This window comes from Mycolicibacterium neoaurum ATCC 25795 (assembly GCF_000691525.1).
GTDB lineage: Bacteria > Actinomycetota > Actinomycetes > Mycobacteriales > Mycobacteriaceae > Mycobacterium > Mycobacterium neoaurum.
On the sequence record NZ_JMDW01000011.1, the window covers coordinates 154,808 to 172,280 of the forward strand.

Consider the following 17,473-nt stretch of genomic DNA (forward strand, 5'->3'; position numbering starts at 1 on the left):
CCGATGTCAGCTCCCGGTCCACGTGGGCCTCCGCTTCTCGGCGAACGCGGTGGCACCCTCGATGGCATCTCGGGATCCGAACACCGGGCCCGTGATCTCGTTCTGCTTCTGCCACATCTCACTTCGGCTCCACTCCGCCGACTTGACGATGATCTCCTTGGTCGCTGCCACCGCAAGCGGACCGTTGGCAGTGATCTTCCCCGCCAGCTCCAACGCCCCGTCGAGCGCGCGGCCGGGCTCGGTCAGCTTGTTGACCAACCCCCACTCGACCGCCTGCTCGGCAGTGAAACTCTCGCCGGTGAGGGCGAGTTCCATCGCCTTCTGATACGGGATGCGGTGCGGCAGTCGGAGCAGACCGCCACCACCGGCCACCAACCCGCGCTTGACCTCGGGAATGCCGAACGTCGCCTCGCGCGACGCCACGATCAGATCGGTGGCCAACACCATCTCCGTACCACCGGCAAGCGCATAACCCTCGACCGCGGCGATCAGCGGCTTACGCGGAGGCCGCTCGGTGAAGCCGATCCCCCGACCCTCCACGTAGGGAAGTTCACCGGCGGCAAAGGCCTTCAGATCCATTCCAGCACTGAAGTTTCCACCCGCACCCGTGATGATCGCGACGGACAGTTCGGGGCTGTCGTCGAGTTCGTCCATCGCGGCGGCCAAACCCCGCGCGACCGGCAGATTGAAGGCGTTGCGTGCCTCCGGTCGGTTGATGGTGATGACCAGGGTTCGGTCCCGGCGCTCGGTCAGGATCTCATCGGCCACTCTTCATCCTCACAATCGACCCGCTGCCTCGGGTATGCGGACAACAGGGAACATCGCTGTTGTTCTGACGGTATATCCCCGATCGCCAACGGTCGGTCAGACCTCGATGACGACGCCTCCACCCTGGCCACCGCCGGCGCACATTGCTGCCACGCCGATACCGCCGCCACGACGTTGCAACTCGTAGATCAGCGTGGTGATCATCCGCGCCCCCGATGCCGCTATCGGGTGGCCGAGGCTGCAACCGCTACCGGAGTAATTGACCCGCTCCTCGTCGAGGCCGTACTCACGGACAGCGGCCACCGGCACCGAGGCGAAGGCCTCATTGATCTCCCACAGCGTCACGTCGGAGGGTGTGAGTCCGGCACGGTCGAGCACCTTGCCGATCACCTTGACACCGCCCAGACCGGTATCGCGCGCCGCGACACCGACCGAACCCCAGGCCCGCACCTTGGCCAACACCTGCAGGTTCTCCGCAGCCGCGTAATCGTCGGAAACAAGTGCCACAGCGGCGGCAGCGTCATTGGTACCGCTGCTGTTACCTGCAGTGATGGAGAACCCTTCGATCTCGGGGTGTAGGACTTTCAAGCTGGCGAGTTTCTCGACCGTCGTATCGCGACGTGGGTGCTCGTCGACACTGAAATCCACGACCGATCCGTCGGCCCTGCTCACCTTCAGGGGCACGATCTCATCGGCGAACCTGCCCGCGTCCTGGGCCGCGACCGCACGCTGGTGCGAGCGAGCGGCCCACGCATCGAGTTCCTCCCGGGTCAACCCGTAGGCTTGCGCGGTGTTCCATCCGACCGTGATCGACATGTCGCGGGCCGGCGCATCCGGCGTCTCCACGTGAATGGGTGGCAACCACCGCTCCTCGAATTTCAACTCCGGACCGGGGATCCGCTGATTCATCAGCGGAGTCATCGACAGTGACTGCACACCGCCTGCCACCAACACCCGCTCCATACCGGAGCCGATCTGGGCCGAGGCATTGCCGATTGCGGTGAGACTGCCCGCACAGTGCCGGTTGACGGCCTGGCCCGGCGCATTCTCGAAGCCGGCCACCAGAGCGGCGTAGCGGGCCAGATCACCGCCGCCGTAATGCGATTCGGCGATGATGATGTCGTCGATCGCCGACGGATCGATACCCGCCCGCCGGACGACCTCGGGCAGCACCGCGCCGAGCAACACATCGGGAGGGGTGTCGACCAGAGTTCCCTTGAACGACCGCCCGATGGCGGTTCGGGCGGCGCCGACGACAACAGGTGAAGACATGTGTACCACCTTTACGATTTACGAAGCTTATGTAAAGGTAGCACTTGCTGCCGGCACTGCCATCGTGGGTCTGCTCAGCCGTCACCGGCCTCCTGGGCGATGACGCCGCGTTCGATCAGGTGCTCGGTCAACGGAGCCACCCCCACGGTGAAGTGTTCCGCGATCGCCTGCCGGGCAGCATCCGCATCACGGCGCTCCAGCGCGTCGATCAGCCGACGGTGGTCCCTGATGGACTGTGCCGGCCACCCCTCAAGGGTCGGGAACACCGATTCGGGCTGATACCGCGTGATACCGGACATGAACTGGGTGAGCTTCGGCGAGTCGGCGGCGATGTTGATCAGCCGGTGGTACTCGTGGTTGAGCCGTACGGCGCGGTCTGGGTCGGCGTCCTGGTATGCACGTTCCAGGTTGTCCTGAATGGCCTTCAGTTCCGAAAGCTGTTCGGCACTGATCCTTTCGGCTGCCCGTGCCGCAAGTTCACCGCCGACGTAGGCCTGCACGTCGGCGACATCGGCGAGATCACGGGCGGTGAACCTCACGACCATGAATCCGCGCCGCGGATGCTGGACGAGCAGCCCCTCGGCGCGCAGGTTCAACAACGCTTCTCGCACGGGGGTGACGCTGATACCGAGGTCGACCGCCAGCTGGTCGAGGCGCAGGTATTCACCGGCCGGGTAGGTGCCTTCGAAGATCCGTCGCCGAACCACCCGCGCAACGTCATCGGAGAGCTGCGGCCGAGCGGCGAAGCCCGAATCTTCCCGTCGCTGCGCTCGCCCCGGTGACTCTTCCCGTCGCTGCGCTCGCCCCGGTGACTCAGAGCCGATACTCATCGAGCAGATTCTTGCTGATGATGGTCTTCTGGATCTCGCTGGTGCCCTCGCCGATCAGCAGGAACGGCGCATCGCGCATCAACCGTTCGATCTCGTACTCCTTCGAATAGCCGTAGCCGCCGTGGATCCGGAAACTCTGCTGGGTCACTTCGGCGCAGAACTCGCTGGCCAGATACTTGGCCATCCCGGCCGCCACATCGTTTCGCTCGCCCGAGTCCTTGAGCCGGGCGGCATTGACCATCATCAGATGTGCCGCCTCGACCTTGGTCGCCATCTCGGCCAGCTGGAAGGCGATGGCCTGGTGTCCGGCAATCGGCGTACCGAACGTCTCGCGCTGCTGGGCATAGCGGATCGCCAATTCGAAGGCGCGGATCCCGACACCGCAGGCGCGCGCCGACACGTTCACCCGGCCCACCTCGATACCGTCCATCATCTGGACGAAACCCCTGCCCGGTGCCGCGCCCAGCACATCATCGGCCGATGCCCGGTAGCCGTCGAAGATCAGTTCGGTGGTGTCGATACCCTTGTAGCCGAGCTTGTCGATCTTGCCGGGAATGGTCAGCCCGGGCGACACTTCGCCGAAACCGGCCGGCTTCTCGATCAGGAAGGCCGTCAGATTGCGGTGCGGCTTCTCCGCTCCCTCATCGGTTTTGACCAATGCGGCCACCAGCGTCGAGCTGCCACCATTGGTCAGCCACATCTTCTGCCCGGTTATGACGTAGTCGTCACCGTCGCGCACACCCCTGGTGCGGATCGCCGCGACATCCGAACCCAGCTCGGGTTCGGACATCGAGAACGCCCCGCGCACCTCGCCGGTCGCCATCCGCGGCAGATACCGCCGCTTCTGGGCATCGGTGCCGTGCTGACGGATCATGTAGGCGACGATGAAATGCGTGTTGATGACCCCGGACACGCTCATCCAGCCGCGGGCCAGTTCCTCGACACACAGTGCGTAGGTCAGCAGCGACTCCCCCAGCCCGCCGTACTCCTCGGGGATCATCAGGCCGAACAGACCCATATCCCGCATCTGGTCGACGATGTGCTGCGGATAGGTGTCCGAATGCTCCAGCTCCTGGGCGTTCGGGATGATCTCCTTATCCACGAATTGCCGGACGGTGGCGATGATCTCGGCTTGGACATCGGTCAGTCCCGCAGTCTGTGCGAGCTTAGTCATGGGCGATCTCGCTCCGCTTCTCGCTCGTCATGCAACCGTCCGTTCGAACACGGCGGCCAGGCCCTGCCCGCCACCGATACACATGGTCTCCAGCCCGTAGCGGGCGCCGCGCAGATCGAGTTCGCGGGCCAGCGTGGCCAGCATCCGGCCGCCGGTCGCGCCGACCGGATGTCCGAGCGAGATCCCGGACCCACGCACATTGGTGCGCTCGTAATCGGATTCGCCGAACTTCCACTCCCTGGTGCAGGCCAGCGCCTGCGCGGCGAAGGCTTCGTTGAGTTCGATCAGGTCCATGTCGGCCAGCGACAGGCCCGCCTTGTCCAGAGCCCTGGCAGTGGCCGGTACGGGACCGATTCCCATGATGTCCGGCCCAACACCTGCGAGCGCCCAGGAGACCAGTCGGACAAGGGGTTTCAGCCCGAGGTCGGCAGCACGTTCGGGTGTGGTGACGATGCACATGGACGCCGCGTCGTTCTGCCCGCTGGAGTTGCCCGCGGTGACGGTGGCATCCGGGTCGGTCTTGCCCAGTACAGGGCGCAGCGTGCTCAGCTGCTCCAGCGAGGTATCGGCGCGCGGATGCTCGTCGACGGAGATGACTTTCTCACCGGACCGATCGGCGACCGTCACCGGGATGATCTCGTCGGCCAACACCCTGCTGCGCTGGGCGGCGACCGCCTTCTCGTGTGAGCGGACCGCGAGTTCGTCCTGCTCGGTCCGAGAGATGCCGTAGCGGCGGCGCAGATTCTCGGCCGTCTCGAGCATGCCGCCGGGCACGGGGTGGAACTTCCCGCCTGCGGTGGTCCGCCCGCGGGCCAATCCGTCGTGCACGGTGATACCACCCCGAGAGCCGCCCCAGCGCATATCGGTGGAATAGAAGGCGACATTGCTCATCGACTCGGCACCGCCGGCGATCACCAGATCGCTTCCACCACTGCCGACTTGCAGTGCCGCCTGGATGACGGCCTGCAAGCCCGATCCACACCGCCGATCGACCTGCATACCCGGCACCGTGGTGGGCAGACCCGCATCGAGGGCCACCACACGACCGATCGCGGGCGCCTCACTGGACGGATAGCAGTGCCCCAACACGACATCGTCGACGGCATCGGGACTCACCCCGGTGCGTTCCAGCAGGCCCTGCAATGCGGAGACACCCAGATCCACCGCTGACAGTGCTGCGAACATTCCACCGTAGCGGCCGATCGGGGTGCGCACCGGCTCGCAGATGACGGTCTCGCGCACTAGATGTGCCGCCCGCCGGTCACTTCGAGCACCGTACCGGTCATATAAGACGACAGATCCGATGCCAGGAACAGTGCCACGGACGCGACCTCACTGGGTTCGGCGGCACGGCCCATCGGGATCTCGGCAAGCTTTTGATCCCAGATCCGCTGCGGCATGGCCTCGGTCATGGCCGACCGGATCAGTCCGGGCTGGATGGCGTTGACCCGCACACCGAGATGGGCGACTTCCTTGGCGGCGGCCTTGGTCAAACCGACGATCCCGGCTTTGGCCGCCGAGTAGTTTGTCTGCCCCACCAAGCCGACCTTGCCGGAGATAGACGAGATATTGACGATCGCACCGCTTTTGGCCTCACGCATGATGCCGGCGGCCAACCGGGTGCCGTTCCACGAGCCCTTCAGATGTACCGAGATGACCTGATCGAACTGTTCCTCGGTCATCTTGCGCATGGTGGCATCGCGGGTGATGCCGGCGTTGTTGACCATGACATCGAGGCTGCCGAAGGTGTCGACGGCCGCGTCGACGAGTGCGCCGACCTGGCCGGCATCGGTGACGTCGCATCGGACGGCCTTGGCCACCGAGTCACCACCGAGACGTTGCACCGCCGCTTCGGTGGCCTCCGGGTTCAGATCGCCGAGCACGACCCGCGCACCCTCGGATACGAACCGCTCGGCGATGGCGAATCCGATCCCCTGCGCACCGCCGGTGATCACCGCGGTCCGACCGTCCAACAGAGCCATGAGGCCACCCTCCTGAGGCGCGAGATGTCAAAAACATAAAATATGATATTTGTGGGATCAAACCACATCCGGACGTACAGGAGGGCCCCCGATGGCCGAGAGCGTCACCGCATCACCGTCACCAGAGACCGTCTCGGATGCCGACTTTGCCGATATCCTCGCCGCCACCAAGCAGTTCATCCGTACCCAGGTGGTGCCCCGGGAACTTGAGATCATGTCTTCGGACCGGGTTCCCGACGACCTGCGGGAACAAGCCAAGAACATGGGCCTGTTCGGGTATGCGATTCCGCAGGAGTGGGGCGGATTGGGACTGAACCTGGTCCAGGACGTCGAGCTGGCATTCGAGTTCGGCTATACCAGCCTGGCGTTGCGGTCGATGTTCGGCACCAACAACGGCATCGCCGGTCAGGTCCTGGTCGGCTTCGGCACCGACGAACAAAAGACCCGCTGGCTGGCGGGCATCGCATCAGGCGCGGTGGTCGCTTCCTTCGCGCTCACCGAACCCGGTGCCGGTTCGAACCCGGCGGGATTGCGCACCAAGGCCGTTCGCGATGGTGACGAATGGGTGATCACCGGCCAGAAGCAGTACATCACCAACGCACCGGACGCCGATCTGTTCATCGTGTTCGCCCGCACCCGACCCGCTGATGACGACGGCCCCGGCATCGCGGTCTTCCTGGTGCCTGCGGACGCGGCGGGAGTCACGGTCGGCGCCAAGGACGCCAAGATGGGCCAAGAGGGCGCCTGGACCGCCGATGTGAACTTCGACGAAGTCCGCGTCGGCAACGACACCCTGATCGGCGGCAGCGAAGATATCGGATACCGGGCGGCGATGACCTCGCTGGCCCGCGGGCGGGTGCACATCGCCGCACTGGCCGTCGGCAGCGCACAGCGCGCACTCGACGAATCCGTGTCCTACGCCGCGACCGCCACCCAGGGCGGCACGCCGATCGGCAGCTTTCAACTGGTGCAGGCGATGCTTGCCGATCAGCAGACCGGAGTGATGGCCGGTCGGGCGATGGTCCGCGAGGCCGCTCGCCTGTGGGTCTCCGGCGAGGACCGCCGAATCGCACCATCGTCGGCCAAACTGTTCTGCACCGAGATGGTCGGCAAGGTGGCCGATCTCGCCGTTCAGATCCACGGCGGTAGCGGCTACATGCGCGAGGTTCCGGTGGAGCGCATCTATCGCGAGGTTCGGCTGCTGCGCCTCTACGAAGGCACCAGCGAGATCCAACGGCTCATCATCGGCGGTGGGCTGGTCAAGAATGCCCAACGACAGATGACGAACTGATCCCGGCTAGGCGATGTAGCGGATGATGGATTCGGCGACGGCGGCCGGCTTCTCGGATCCTTCGATCTCCACGGTGATGGTGACCGTGGACTGGGCGGCTCCCGGCAGCTCGGCCACGTCGGTGATGACCGCACGTGCCCGGATGCGCGCGCCGACCTTCACCGGAGTGATGAACCGGACCTTGTTGTAGCCATAGTTCACGGCCAGCGAGATGCCCTTGACACCGTAGAGGTGATGCGAGAAGTAGGGCAGCAGCGACAGGGTCAGCAGCCCGTGGGCGATGGTGCCACCGAACGGCCCGCTCGCCGCACGCTCGGGCTCGACATGGATCCACTGCCGATCCTCGGTGGCTTCGGCAAATTGGTCCACGCGGGCCTGGTCGATCTCCAGCCAATCGGTCGGACCGAGCTCGGTGCCCGCCGCCCCCGCCAGCTCATCCAGACTCTCGAAAACCTTCATGCGCGCTCCTCCACTCGACAACGGTTGCCGTGTTATGCATAGCCTCCCGGCCGCACCGCATCGCCACCGGGTCGACTCCGCGACACATGACGTTCACGTGCAAGTGCAGCGAATTGACCGAAGGCTCCGACTTTCACCCGAGCCGTAGAAAACTCGACGGGGCGACGAGCGAATTTGCCGCAACTGACGCTCGCGATAATTTTGCCAGAGTCAGGCGCATTTCAATTATCGACCGACGAATTGCTGCGATCCGTGAATGGCGATTCTGGCAACTAATGGCAGTCCGTGACACTTATTTAAATCTGGCATTTCCGCAGGATATAGCGATACTTAACCCGACTATTTGAAATTATCCAGGGACCATACGCCTGCGTGGCAACGTCCCTGTACCGATCGGTGGGTCAAGTTTATGAGCGTGTCAATCGCCGAAGCCGGCATTAGCGCACTGCCGGACAATGCATCGGTTCAGTGGTGGGATCGCGATACCGAGTGCACCCTCGTGCTCGCGACGCCCACGGCCGAGCCCGAACTCTGGGACGACTTCCTCGACGGCGCGCTGCGCAGCTACCGCAAACACGGGGTCGAACAGGCAATCGAGCCGAGCGCGGTGGCCGATCCCGCGACGACCTCGCTGTTCCTGACCGCCATCGATGACGCGGGCAGGGTGATCGGCGGTGTGCGCGCGCAGGGCCCCTACCGACACGCCGACGAATCGCACGCCATCGTGGAATGGGCAGGCCAGGACGCCCTGCCGAGGGTGCGCAAGATGATCGCCGACCGCATCCCGTTCGGTGTCGTCGAGATCAAGACCGCATGGACGGCCGAAGATCACCGGGGCGACCGCGAACGCAGCCGCCGGCTCACGCCGGCACTCGCGCGCATGCCACTGCACGCCGCGCTGGTGCTGGGCGCTAAGTTCGCCATGGCCACCGCGGCGGCGCATGTCCTGGCGCGCTGGGAATCCTCGGGTGGCGTCGTTGCCACCCGCATACCGGCCACGCCGTACCCCGACGAGAGATACGAGACGAAGATGATGTGGTGGGACTACGCGGAATTCACCCGCACCGCCGACCCCGACCAGATACTGGCGATCCGCGCGGAGGCGCGTGCGCTCGCCCCAATGCTCGAGAGCATCGAGGCAGTCCCGGCGATGTTGACCGGCCTGTGACCGACACGCACGCCGCCATCATTCTCGCCGAAGACCGTCCCGAAGACGCAAAACTGTTATGGCAGTTGCGCGCTCGGGCCGATATCGAGTTCGTCGACAATATCGGCAGGCAACGCGGCGCGCTGGCCTCCCTGACACCGACAGTCGACGCCGATCTGCTGACCGAGCCGCATCGTTGGGTCTACTACCCGTGGCGACGGTCGGTGGTGGGCATGCTGGGCCCGCGCGCCTACCGACGATTGCGCTTGGACCGCAACCGGAACCTGATCACCGATTCCGAACAGCATGCCCTCTCCGAGCTGCACATCGGCGTGATCGGCCTCAGCGTCGGGCACGTGATCGCCCATACCCTGGCCGCACAGGGGATCTGCGGTGAACTGCACCTCGCGGATTTCGACGAGCTCGAAGCCGCGAACCTCAACCGGGTACCGGCTACCGTCTTCGACGAAGGAGTCAACAAGGCGATCATCGCGGCCCGCCGCATCGCGGAGTTGGATCCGTATGTGCGCGTGCAGGTATACCCGGACGCCGTCACCGCCGACACCGTCGATGCCTTCCTCGACGGCCTGGACATAGTCGTCGAGGAATGCGACTCGCTGGATACCAAGGCGCTGGTCCGCGAAGCTGCCAGGCACAGGCGGCTACCGGTGCTGATGACCACCAGTGACCGTGGGCTGGTCGATGTCGAGCGTTTCGACCTCGAACCCGATCGCCCTATCCTGCACGGGATGTTGGGCGCGGTGAACACCACCGATCTGGCCGGGCTGAGCAGCACCGACAAGGTGCCCTTCGTGCTCGGCCTGCTGGACGCCAAGTCACTGTCCCCACGCATGGCGGCGTCATTGTGCGAGGTCGGCGAAACATTGTCGACCTGGCCACAATTGGCCGGCGAGGTGGTACTCGGCGCGGCCCTCATCGCCGAGTCCGTGCGCCGGATCGGGCTCGGCGAGCCGTTGGCATCCGGTCGGACACGGTTGGACGTCGCCACCGCGCTCGACAACGTCGACGATCCGCTCCGCATGCCTCCGGCACCGGCCGACGACACTGTCGAAATCAGCAACGAACAACAGGAATTCGACTCGGTGTTGGACGCGATGGCCTACGCCGCACATCGGGCGCCGTCGGGCGGCAACTCCCAGCCGTGGTCGATCGCCATCGGTGAGCACAGCCTTGAACTCCACATAGATCCGCGGCGTACCAGCCAGATGGACGTCGAGTTCCGCGGTAGTGCAGTCGCACTCGGTGCCGCAGCGTTGAACGCCCGCATCGCCGCGGCAGCCCACGGACACGGAACGCGACTACACACCGGAAGCGGCGAACACACACCGTTGCAGATTTCGGTCGAATTGGGAGGAAGCACCGATCCGGCACTGGCCGAGATGTACGGGCCGATGCTCGAACGCACCACGAACCGGCACCTCGGGGTACCGGTCGCCTTCAGTGCCGAGCTGCGGGAGGCGCTGCACTCCGCGGCGCTCGCCCACGGCGGTCAGCTGCGTCTGATCACCGACCGGGACGAAATCAGGCAATGCGCCGAGGTTCTCGCCGCCGCCGACCGTATTCGCTATCTGACCAACCAGCTCCATTCGGAGATGTTTGCTGAGATCTGGTCACCCGGCGATCCGGCGCCGGAGTACGGCATCGACGTACGCACGCTGGAGCTGGCACCATCGGATCTGGCGGTTCTCGACGTCTTGCGCCGGTCGGACGTGATGGACGAATTGGCCCGCTGGGACGCGGGTTCGGCGCTGGGCAACAATACACGTGACCGGGTGGGCGGAGCGTCGGCAGTGGCTGTCATCACCACGCACGGCCACGAACTCGCTGACTACGCGCGGGCGGGAGCGGCGGTCGAGGCGGTGTGGATCACTGCCCAGACAGCGGGTTTGGCCACACAGCCGGTATCGCCCGCCTTCCTCTACGCCCACACTGATCACGAATTGGCACAGTTGGCACCGGCATATCCCGAACAACTCGGGCGCCTGCAATACACTCTCCGCAGGCTCACCGGAACATCGCCGGAGGAGGCGCAGGCATTGGTCATGAAGATCACCAGTGCACCGCGCCCGTCTCTGCGGAGTCGCCGGAGCCCACTGCTCCACACAACGTCGCGCCCCGCGACACCACATCGAGAGGTTTAGGTGCCCCGCAGCCTCGAACTGGTCGTCACGGCGGCCGCGACGCGACTCAGCGCCGTCAACGCCGCGACCGCGGCGAGCGTGAGCCAGCAGGTACTTGCCGAACTGGTCACCTACTTCAATGTCGATTTCAGCTTTTTGCGCCACAACGACCATGCGATCCATGCGACGCGGTTGATCGCCGACTGGCCGCCGCGTCCGGCCGATCTCGGGCCCGATCCACTCGAACTGATCTACTTCGCCGACGCGGACCCGGTGTTCGCGATGGCCGAGCACCTCAAGGAACCGATGGTGTTCCGACCCGAGGCGACCGACGACTATCAGCACACCATCGAGGCCGGACGGCAGATCCCGACCACATCGATGGCGTGTGTGCCCCTGTTGTCCGGTGACGTGACGACCGGGGTACTGGGCTTCGTCAAGGTCGGCGTCCGGGAGTGGAGCGCGGAGGAACTCAACGCCTTGGTGGCGATCGCAACCCTGTTCGCCCATGTCCAGGCGCGGGTGGAAGCCGAAGATCGGCTACGGTTCCTGGCCGAGCACGATGACCTGACCGGACTGCACAACCGTCGCGCGCTGGTGGCCCATCTGGACTCCCGGCTCGCCGAAGGTGAGCCCGGACCCGTTGCAGCCCTCTACGTCGACATCGACCGACTCAAGGCGATCAACGACTATCTGGGCCATACCGCGGGCGATTGCTTCATCCGCGTGATCGCCGGTCGCCTCACCGAAGCCGTGGGTATCGGCATCATCGCGCGCCTGGGCGGTGACGAGTTCGTGGTCGTGCCCGACTCCCCCACCACGATCGACAAGGCCGAGGCCTTGGCCCACCAGCTCCAGGACGCGCTTTCCCAGCGGGTACCCGTCGACGGCGAGCTGGTGACCCGGTCGGTGAGTATCGGTGTCGCCGTGGGTGTTCCGGGTCGCCATTCCACGTCCGACCTGATGCGCCGGGCGGATCAGGCCATGCTGACCGCGAAGAACGCCGGTGGCAACGAGGTGACGGTGTACTCCGATGCGATCGCGTCCGAGAGTGAGTTCCGCAACGACATCGAGTTACACCTGCAGAACGTGATCGAGACCGGCGCGCTGTTCCTGCGCTTCCTACCCGAGATCGACATGCGCACCGGCAAAGTGCTGGCCACCGAGGCACTGGTCCGCTGGCAGCACCCCACCCGTGGCCTGCTGTCACCCGACGCATTCATCGGGGTTGCCGAGTCCATCAACCTGGCTGGTGAACTGGGGCGGTGGGTCATGCGCACCGCCTGCGCGGAGTTCGCCCGTTGGCAGGCCGCCGGCGTCGGACACGATATCGTCCTGCGGGTCAACGTGTCACCGGTGCAGCTGGTGGCCGACGGTTTCGTCGAGTCGGTCGCGGCAATCCTCGACGAGTACGACATCGATCCCGGATCGGTCTGCCTGGAGATCACCGAGAGCGTCGTGGTCCAGGACATCGACACCACGCGAATCACCCTCGCCGGTCTCCACAAGGTGGGGGTGCAGGTCGCCATCGATGACTTCGGCACCGGCTACAGCGTGCTGTCACTGCTCAAATCTCTTCCGGTGGAGGCGCTGAAGATCGACAAGAGCTTCGTTCGTGACCTGGGATCCAGCCCAGGTGATCTGGCCATCGTGCGCGCGATCGTCGCCCTTGCCGAGGCCTTCGGACTGCAACTTGTCGCCGAGGGCGTGGAAACCGAGGCCGCCGCCGTGACGCTCTTACGCCATGGTTGCCATCGCGCTCAAGGCTTTCTGCTCTCTCGCCCCATCCCGGGTGAGGAGATGGAGGCGCTCTTGCGCCGGGGGCATGTGCCGGTGGATTTCACACCGGGACTTCGTCCCTGACGCCCGGCACCCGTTCACTACACGGCGGGTGGCTCGACCTCGCGCAGTACCTCCAGCTTGCCGAACCGGCCGGCTCGCCGGCCGACGAGACCGATTCGATCACCGGCGTCGAGGCGCTGCTCCAGCGGCACGGGCTGGGTGCCCGTGATCGCCACTCCGACCCGGGCCCGCACCGACCTGGCGCCCGCCGGGGTGTCGAGAACCACACCGTCGACCCAGCCATCCTCACCGAACACCAGGCGTTGCAATGTGCTGTGTTCGGAGACCTCGATCCCCTGGTCGGCGGCCGCTGCGTCCAGCCAGTCTCCTAGGGTCTGTCCCGGCGTAGCCACCTCGCCCAGTACGGCGACATCGATGGCTGTCCCGTCGGTGCCGCGCATCGACTCGGTCGGCCAGTAGGAGACCCTGGTGAACAGGACGCCGAAGGGCGACCCCAGACAGGTTGCCGCCCAATCCCACAGCCGGGACCCCACGAAGGTGTCGATGACGCGACGGCGGGTGGCATCGGGACGCTCGGCGCGATGGACGGCGTTCCTTGCCAGATCGGGTTCCTCGGTGGTCGGTAGTTCGGCGCTCAGCGCGTCGAAGTAAACCTCGGTCGCCGGGTCATCGGTCCGTGGCAGCCAGCCACGGACACCGCCGCCGGGGGCGTCCTGAACGATCGGGGCGGGTCGGGCCAGGACGACATCGAGGTCGGCCGCGGCCGCTGCGATGGCGCATGCCAGACCGGCCGGTCCGGCTCCGACGGCGACGACGTCGGCCTCGTCGTCCCATTCATAGCTATCACCACTGCCATAGCTGAATTCGTCATCGGATTCGCCACCCCGTTGGTGGACTTCGCGGCCCGTCATACCGCTCCGACCGAGGATTCTTGGCGACTTCGCGCCAATCCGTGATGCGGACCCGGATGTGCCGCGCTCCGCGCGGGGGGACGGGGGAGTTTGCCGGCGCGGACCGCGGCAACGTGATGACGATAGCTTTCGGCACGACGGGCCGGGCTCCGGCCGGCCGTCTCCGTCGCCATCGTGGGCTGCAGACAGATCAATCGCACGAGCCACCCTATGTCGCCGTGGCCGCAGAACAATCACCGCCGGGGTTTCCCAACACCATGTCGGCCTGCTAGTTATATAGCTAGGTTAGATAGCCGGAACAAGGAGAGTCATGGACCTGAGCTGGTCGGCGGCGGACAGCACGTTCCGCGATGAGGTCCGTCAATTCATGGCGGAGAAGCTCACACCAGAGATTTCGCGCGCCGGCCGATTGATGACGAGCGTTTACAGCGATCACGAGGCCAGCCTGGCGTGGCAGGCCATCCTGCACGAACGCGGCTGGGCCGCACCGGCGTGGCCGGTGGAGTACGGCGGTTGCGACTGGAGCCTGACCCAGCACTACATATTCAGCCGTGAGTCGCAGCTCGCCGGAGCGCCGTCGCTGTCACCCATGGGCATCCGGATGGTCGCCCACGCGATCGTGAAGTTCGGCACGCCCGAACAAAAGGCGTTCTTCCTACCTCGCATCCTCACCGCCGAGGTCTTCTTCTGCCAGGGCTATTCCGAGCCCGAGTCCGGGTCCGATCTGGCGTCGCTGAGCATGGCGGCAACCGATGATGGCGACCACCTGGTCTGCACGGGCAGCAAGATCTGGACCACCCACGCCACCGAGGCCAACTGGATGTTCGCACTGGTGAGGACCTCTCGCTCCGGGAAGAAGCAGCACGGAATCACCTTTGTCCTCGTCGACATGACCACCCCGGGTATCGAGGTGCGCCCGTTGGTCATGACCTCCGGCGAAGAAGTGCAGAGTCAGGTGTTCTTCGACGCGGTGCGTATTCCGAAGGCCAACATTCTCGGCAACATCGACGAGGGCTGGACGGTGGCCAAATACCTGCTCGAATTCGAGCGTGGGGGCGGTGCCGCCGCTCCGGCGCTGCAGGTCATGGCCGAGGACGTCGCCCGGGTCGCGGCGACGCAGCCGGGCCCCGACGGGGGCGCCCTCATCGACGACCCCGCGTTTGCCAGGAAACTGGCCGACGCACGCATCCGTACCGAGGTCCTGGAAATCCTCGAGCATCGCGTCCTGGCAGCTCTCACCGGCGGCGGGAATCCCGGTGCGGCGTCCTCGATGCTGAAGGTGATCTCGACCGAACTGAGTCAGACGCTGACTGAACTCGCGTTGGAGGCGGCCGGGCCGCGCGGGCGGGCCTACCAACCGCACGCGACATGCCCCGGCGGGCCGATCGCCGATTTCGAACCTCCGGCCGACGGCTATGTCTCCGGCGAGCCCTGGCAGGCCGTCGCCCCGCTGCGCTACTTCAACGACCGGGCAGGCTCGATCTACGCCGGCAGCAACGAGATTCAGCGCAATATCCTCGCCAAAGCAGAGTTGGGACTCTAGATGAACTTCACCCTGACCGATGAACAGGACCTGCTGCGCGACGGGCTGAGCAAGTTCCTGTCATCCCGGTACGGTCTCGAAACCAGCCGCGCCGCAGCCAAACTCGGCCCGGGCTGGCAGCCCGGCATCTGGCGTGCGTTCGCCGACGAACTCGGCATTCTCGGTGCGGCGCTGCCCGAGCGGGTCGGTGGCATCGGAGGCGGACCGGTCGAGGTGATGGTGATCGCCGAAGAGCTGGGCCGGGCACTGGTCATCGAACCCTACGTCGATACCGTGGTGGTGGCCGGCGGCCTGCTCCAGCGGGCTGGTGGTGATATCGCCGATGCACTACTGGAGCGGATCGCGGGCGGCGACGCCATCGTCTCGCTGGCCGCCACCGAAGCGTCATCCGGGGATCGCTGGCAGGACGCGTCGACCACCGCCGTCACCGACGGCGGAGGCTGGGTCATTGACGGAGCCAAGATCGCGGTGCCCGACGCACCTCTGGCCACTCACCTGCTGGTGACTGCCACCACATCGATGGGACTGTCGCTGTTCCTCGTCGATCTGAGCGACCCGCCTGCAGGCCTGAGCATGCACGGATATCGCACCATCGACGACCGGCGGGCCGCCGATATCGAACTTGCCGGTGTCCCGGCGGTCCTGCTCGGCACCGACGGTCAGGCCCGGGACTCGCTGGCACGGGCGCGGGATGAGGGTGCCGCGGCGGTGGCCGCGGAGACCGTGGGCTGCATGCGGAAGGTGTTGGCCGACACCGTCGAGTACTGCAAGCAACGTCACCAGTTCGGCGTGCCGATCGGCAGCTTCCAGGTGCTGCAGCACCGCATGGTCGATATGCACATGGAGGTGGAGCAATCGGTGGCGGCGGTGTACCTCGCCATCCTCAACCTCGACGCCGATCCCGCCAAGCGGTCGAGGGCGGTATCGGCAGCGAAGGCGACTGTAGGCCGGGCTGCGCGGTTCGTCGGCCAGAACGCGGTCCAACTGCACGGCGGCATGGGGATGACCGAGGAGTTGGCCATCGGCCATTACTTCAAGCGGTTGACGGCCATGCAGTACGAATTCGGCACCACCGACAGCCACACCATGCGATACGCGGAGCTCACGCGTCCCTGAAGCCCTTCCCGGAAGATCTTTGCTGCCATCGTCGATTGACGATAGGTACGCTGATCTTGTCATGGAGATCTCAGCGCTCACTGTTGCTGCCTACCTGGTGGTTGGCGTGGCGAGTGGCGCCTGGTTCTGGCGTGTCATCCGACTCAGCGGGCACCGCGTCAACCTGGCGCTGATCGTGGTGAGCGCCGTGTTCGGCGGCCTCTGGCCCATCATGATGCCCGGGGTGACGCTCTACCGGTACGCGCTCGGACGGCCGGGAAGGCTGCCCTCCGAGGCACCCGCCACCGCGCAGGGTTGACTCGGCAAGCGAAGCTGGACAGTTGTCCGACTGATGTCCGGCGTACCACCTCCGGCAATACGCTTCCACGGCTGCCGACCCCGATAAATGCTTGTCAAACCACCGTATTGCGATAGATCCAACACCGCTCTATCTTGGACACATGTCCAGCGCAGCGGCGCCCGATGTCGCCCATCTGTGGGACCGAGCGTCCCGGCGTAAGCGCACCCACCGTCAGGTGTTCGGCGCCGCGACGGCGATCCTGGACGCCCGTGCCGAACTGTCGCTTACCGAGCTTGCCGTGCGGGCACGAATCACACCTGCCACCGTCTCGGCCCATTTCCCGACCGTCGACACCGTCTTCGCCGAGCTGTATCTGACCCGATTGCACGAGCTGCCGCTGGTCATCGACCCGACCGCGCCGATGCGCGTCAGGGTGGGTGAGCAACTGCGCGCAATCACGCTGGTGGTCGCCGACGAGCCCCTGCTCGCCGCGGCGTGTGCCAGGGCACTGCTGTGTGAGGACGATGACTCGGTCGCCGGGGTCCGCGCGCGGGTGGCCGCCGAGGTGCACCGTCGCGCCGCAGCCGCGCTCGGTATCGGGGCCTGGCCGGAAGTTCTCGACACCGTGGAGACGCTGTTCTGGGGTGCGCTGCTGCAGGTACGCGCCGGGGTGCTGGGCTATCGCGATATGGCCGACCGGCTGGACACCATGCTCGAACTGGTCTTGCCCGATCTCGACTGAGCACCGCGTAACGT

16 protein-coding genes are annotated in these 17,473 nt (G+C 65.6%); 8 read left to right on the top strand and 8 right to left on the bottom strand.

Translation table 11 applies throughout. The annotated features are described in order from the left end of the window. Window positions 1-6: 6 nt before the first annotated feature. From IC40_RS0116690 to fabG, 6 genes are all read right to left on the bottom strand, one after another. Complete coding sequence (locus IC40_RS0116690; RefSeq protein WP_030135843.1) at window positions 7-768, bottom strand: crotonase/enoyl-CoA hydratase family protein; 762 nt, start codon at window positions 766-768, stop codon at window positions 7-9. 96 nt (window positions 769-864) lie between these two features. Continuing rightward, window positions 865-2,040: a thiolase family protein gene (locus IC40_RS0116695; protein WP_030135844.1), complete on the bottom strand. Its 1,176-nt coding sequence runs from the start codon at window positions 2,038-2,040 to the stop codon at window positions 865-867. Between the two features lie 74 nt (window positions 2,041-2,114). Continuing rightward, on the bottom strand, window positions 2,115-2,870 hold the full coding sequence (locus IC40_RS0116700) for a GntR family transcriptional regulator (protein ID WP_234411526.1): 756 nt from the start codon (window positions 2,868-2,870) through the stop codon (window positions 2,115-2,117). Next, window positions 2,854-4,044, bottom strand: a complete 1,191-nt coding sequence (locus tag IC40_RS0116705; RefSeq protein WP_030135846.1) for an acyl-CoA dehydrogenase family protein — start codon at window positions 4,042-4,044, stop codon at window positions 2,854-2,856. Before IC40_RS0116705 ends, IC40_RS0116700 begins: the two co-directional genes overlap by 17 nt. A gap of 27 nt (window positions 4,045-4,071) precedes the next feature. Then, complete coding sequence (locus IC40_RS0116710; protein WP_030135847.1) at window positions 4,072-5,286, bottom strand: acetyl-CoA C-acetyltransferase; 1,215 nt, start codon at window positions 5,284-5,286, stop codon at window positions 4,072-4,074. Then, window positions 5,286-6,026 carry a 3-oxoacyl-ACP reductase FabG gene (gene fabG, locus IC40_RS0116715; protein WP_030135848.1) on the bottom strand — a complete coding sequence of 247 codons (741 nt, stop codon included), beginning with the start codon at window positions 6,024-6,026 and terminating at the stop codon, window positions 5,286-5,288. Before fabG ends, IC40_RS0116710 begins: the two co-directional genes overlap by 1 nt. A 91-nt stretch (window positions 6,027-6,117) precedes the next feature. Here fabG and IC40_RS0116720 point away from each other — a divergent pair, with 91 nt between their 5' ends. Further along, window positions 6,118-7,317, top strand: coding sequence for an acyl-CoA dehydrogenase family protein (locus tag IC40_RS0116720; protein WP_030135849.1), 1,200 nt, complete (start codon window positions 6,118-6,120; stop codon window positions 7,315-7,317). Window positions 7,318-7,323: 6 nt separating this feature from the next. Here the strand turns inward: IC40_RS0116720 and IC40_RS0116725 are convergent, their stop codons facing one another. Continuing rightward, entirely contained in the window at window positions 7,324-7,776 is a 453-nt protein-coding gene (locus tag IC40_RS0116725) for a MaoC family dehydratase (protein ID WP_030135850.1), read from the bottom strand. Window positions 7,777-8,185: 409 nt separating this feature from the next. Between IC40_RS0116725 and IC40_RS0116730 the strand changes: the two genes are divergently transcribed. The 3 genes from IC40_RS0116730 to IC40_RS0116740 are packed head-to-tail and all read left to right on the top strand — an operon-like array spanning window position 8,186 to window position 12,927. Further along, a complete protein-coding gene (locus tag IC40_RS0116730) occupies window positions 8,186-8,944 on the top strand; it encodes a hypothetical protein (RefSeq protein WP_030135851.1) in 759 nt (252 codons plus the stop codon). After that, window positions 8,941-11,085 (top strand): Rv1355c family protein, encoded by a 2,145-nt coding sequence (locus IC40_RS0116735; RefSeq protein ID WP_030135852.1) that lies wholly within the window; start codon window positions 8,941-8,943, stop codon window positions 11,083-11,085. Before IC40_RS0116730 ends, IC40_RS0116735 begins: the two co-directional genes overlap by 4 nt. Next, window positions 11,086-12,927, top strand: a complete 1,842-nt coding sequence (locus IC40_RS0116740; protein ID WP_030135853.1) for a putative bifunctional diguanylate cyclase/phosphodiesterase — start codon at window positions 11,086-11,088, stop codon at window positions 12,925-12,927. It abuts the gene before it with no gap. Between the two features lie 17 nt (window positions 12,928-12,944). Here IC40_RS0116740 and IC40_RS0116745 read toward each other — a convergent pair whose 3' ends face one another. Beyond that, a complete protein-coding gene (locus IC40_RS0116745; RefSeq protein ID WP_051644364.1) occupies window positions 12,945-13,778 on the bottom strand; it encodes an FAD-binding protein in 834 nt (277 codons plus the stop codon). Between the two features lie 310 nt (window positions 13,779-14,088). Between IC40_RS0116745 and IC40_RS0116750 the strand changes: the two genes are divergently transcribed. From IC40_RS0116750 to IC40_RS0116765, 4 genes are all read left to right on the top strand, one after another. Then, window positions 14,089-15,321, top strand: a complete 1,233-nt coding sequence (locus tag IC40_RS0116750; protein WP_030135855.1) for an acyl-CoA dehydrogenase family protein — start codon at window positions 14,089-14,091, stop codon at window positions 15,319-15,321. Next, a complete protein-coding gene (locus tag IC40_RS0116755) occupies window positions 15,322-16,437 on the top strand; it encodes an acyl-CoA dehydrogenase family protein (RefSeq protein WP_030135856.1) in 1,116 nt (371 codons plus the stop codon). It abuts the gene before it with no gap. A gap of 61 nt (window positions 16,438-16,498) precedes the next feature. Then, window positions 16,499-16,735: a hypothetical protein gene (locus tag IC40_RS0116760; protein WP_030135857.1), complete on the top strand. Its 237-nt coding sequence runs from the start codon at window positions 16,499-16,501 to the stop codon at window positions 16,733-16,735. Between the two features lie 142 nt (window positions 16,736-16,877). Beyond that, window positions 16,878-17,459: a hypothetical protein gene (locus IC40_RS0116765; RefSeq protein WP_042509538.1), complete on the top strand. Its 582-nt coding sequence runs from the start codon at window positions 16,878-16,880 to the stop codon at window positions 17,457-17,459. The last annotated feature ends 14 nt before the right edge of the window (window positions 17,460-17,473 follow it).

Coding starts and splice junctions, on each gene's coding strand:
- IC40_RS0116695 (WP_030135844.1), bottom strand. CDS start 2,040: ATGTCTTCACCTGTTGTCGTCGGCGCCGCCCGAACCGCCATCGGGCGG.
- IC40_RS0116700 (WP_234411526.1), bottom strand. CDS start 2,870: ATGAGTATCGGCTCTGAGTCACCGGGGCGAGCGCAGCGACGGGAAGAG.
- IC40_RS0116705 (WP_030135846.1), bottom strand. CDS start 4,044: ATGACTAAGCTCGCACAGACTGCGGGACTGACCGATGTCCAAGCCGAG.
- fabG (WP_030135848.1), bottom strand. CDS start 6,026: ATGGCTCTGTTGGACGGTCGGACCGCGGTGATCACCGGCGGTGCGCAG.
- IC40_RS0116720 (WP_030135849.1), top strand. CDS start 6,118: ATGGCCGAGAGCGTCACCGCATCACCGTCACCAGAGACCGTCTCGGAT.
- IC40_RS0116725 (WP_030135850.1), bottom strand. CDS start 7,776: ATGAAGGTTTTCGAGAGTCTGGATGAGCTGGCGGGGGCGGCGGGCACC.
- IC40_RS0116730 (WP_030135851.1), top strand. CDS start 8,186: ATGAGCGTGTCAATCGCCGAAGCCGGCATTAGCGCACTGCCGGACAAT.
- IC40_RS0116745 (WP_051644364.1), bottom strand. CDS start 13,778: ATGACGGGCCGCGAAGTCCACCAACGGGGTGGCGAATCCGATGACGAA.
- IC40_RS0116750 (WP_030135855.1), top strand. CDS start 14,089: ATGGACCTGAGCTGGTCGGCGGCGGACAGCACGTTCCGCGATGAGGTC.
- IC40_RS0116755 (WP_030135856.1), top strand. CDS start 15,322: ATGAACTTCACCCTGACCGATGAACAGGACCTGCTGCGCGACGGGCTG.
- IC40_RS0116760 (WP_030135857.1), top strand. CDS start 16,499: ATGGAGATCTCAGCGCTCACTGTTGCTGCCTACCTGGTGGTTGGCGTG.
- IC40_RS0116765 (WP_042509538.1), top strand. CDS start 16,878: ATGTCCAGCGCAGCGGCGCCCGATGTCGCCCATCTGTGGGACCGAGCG.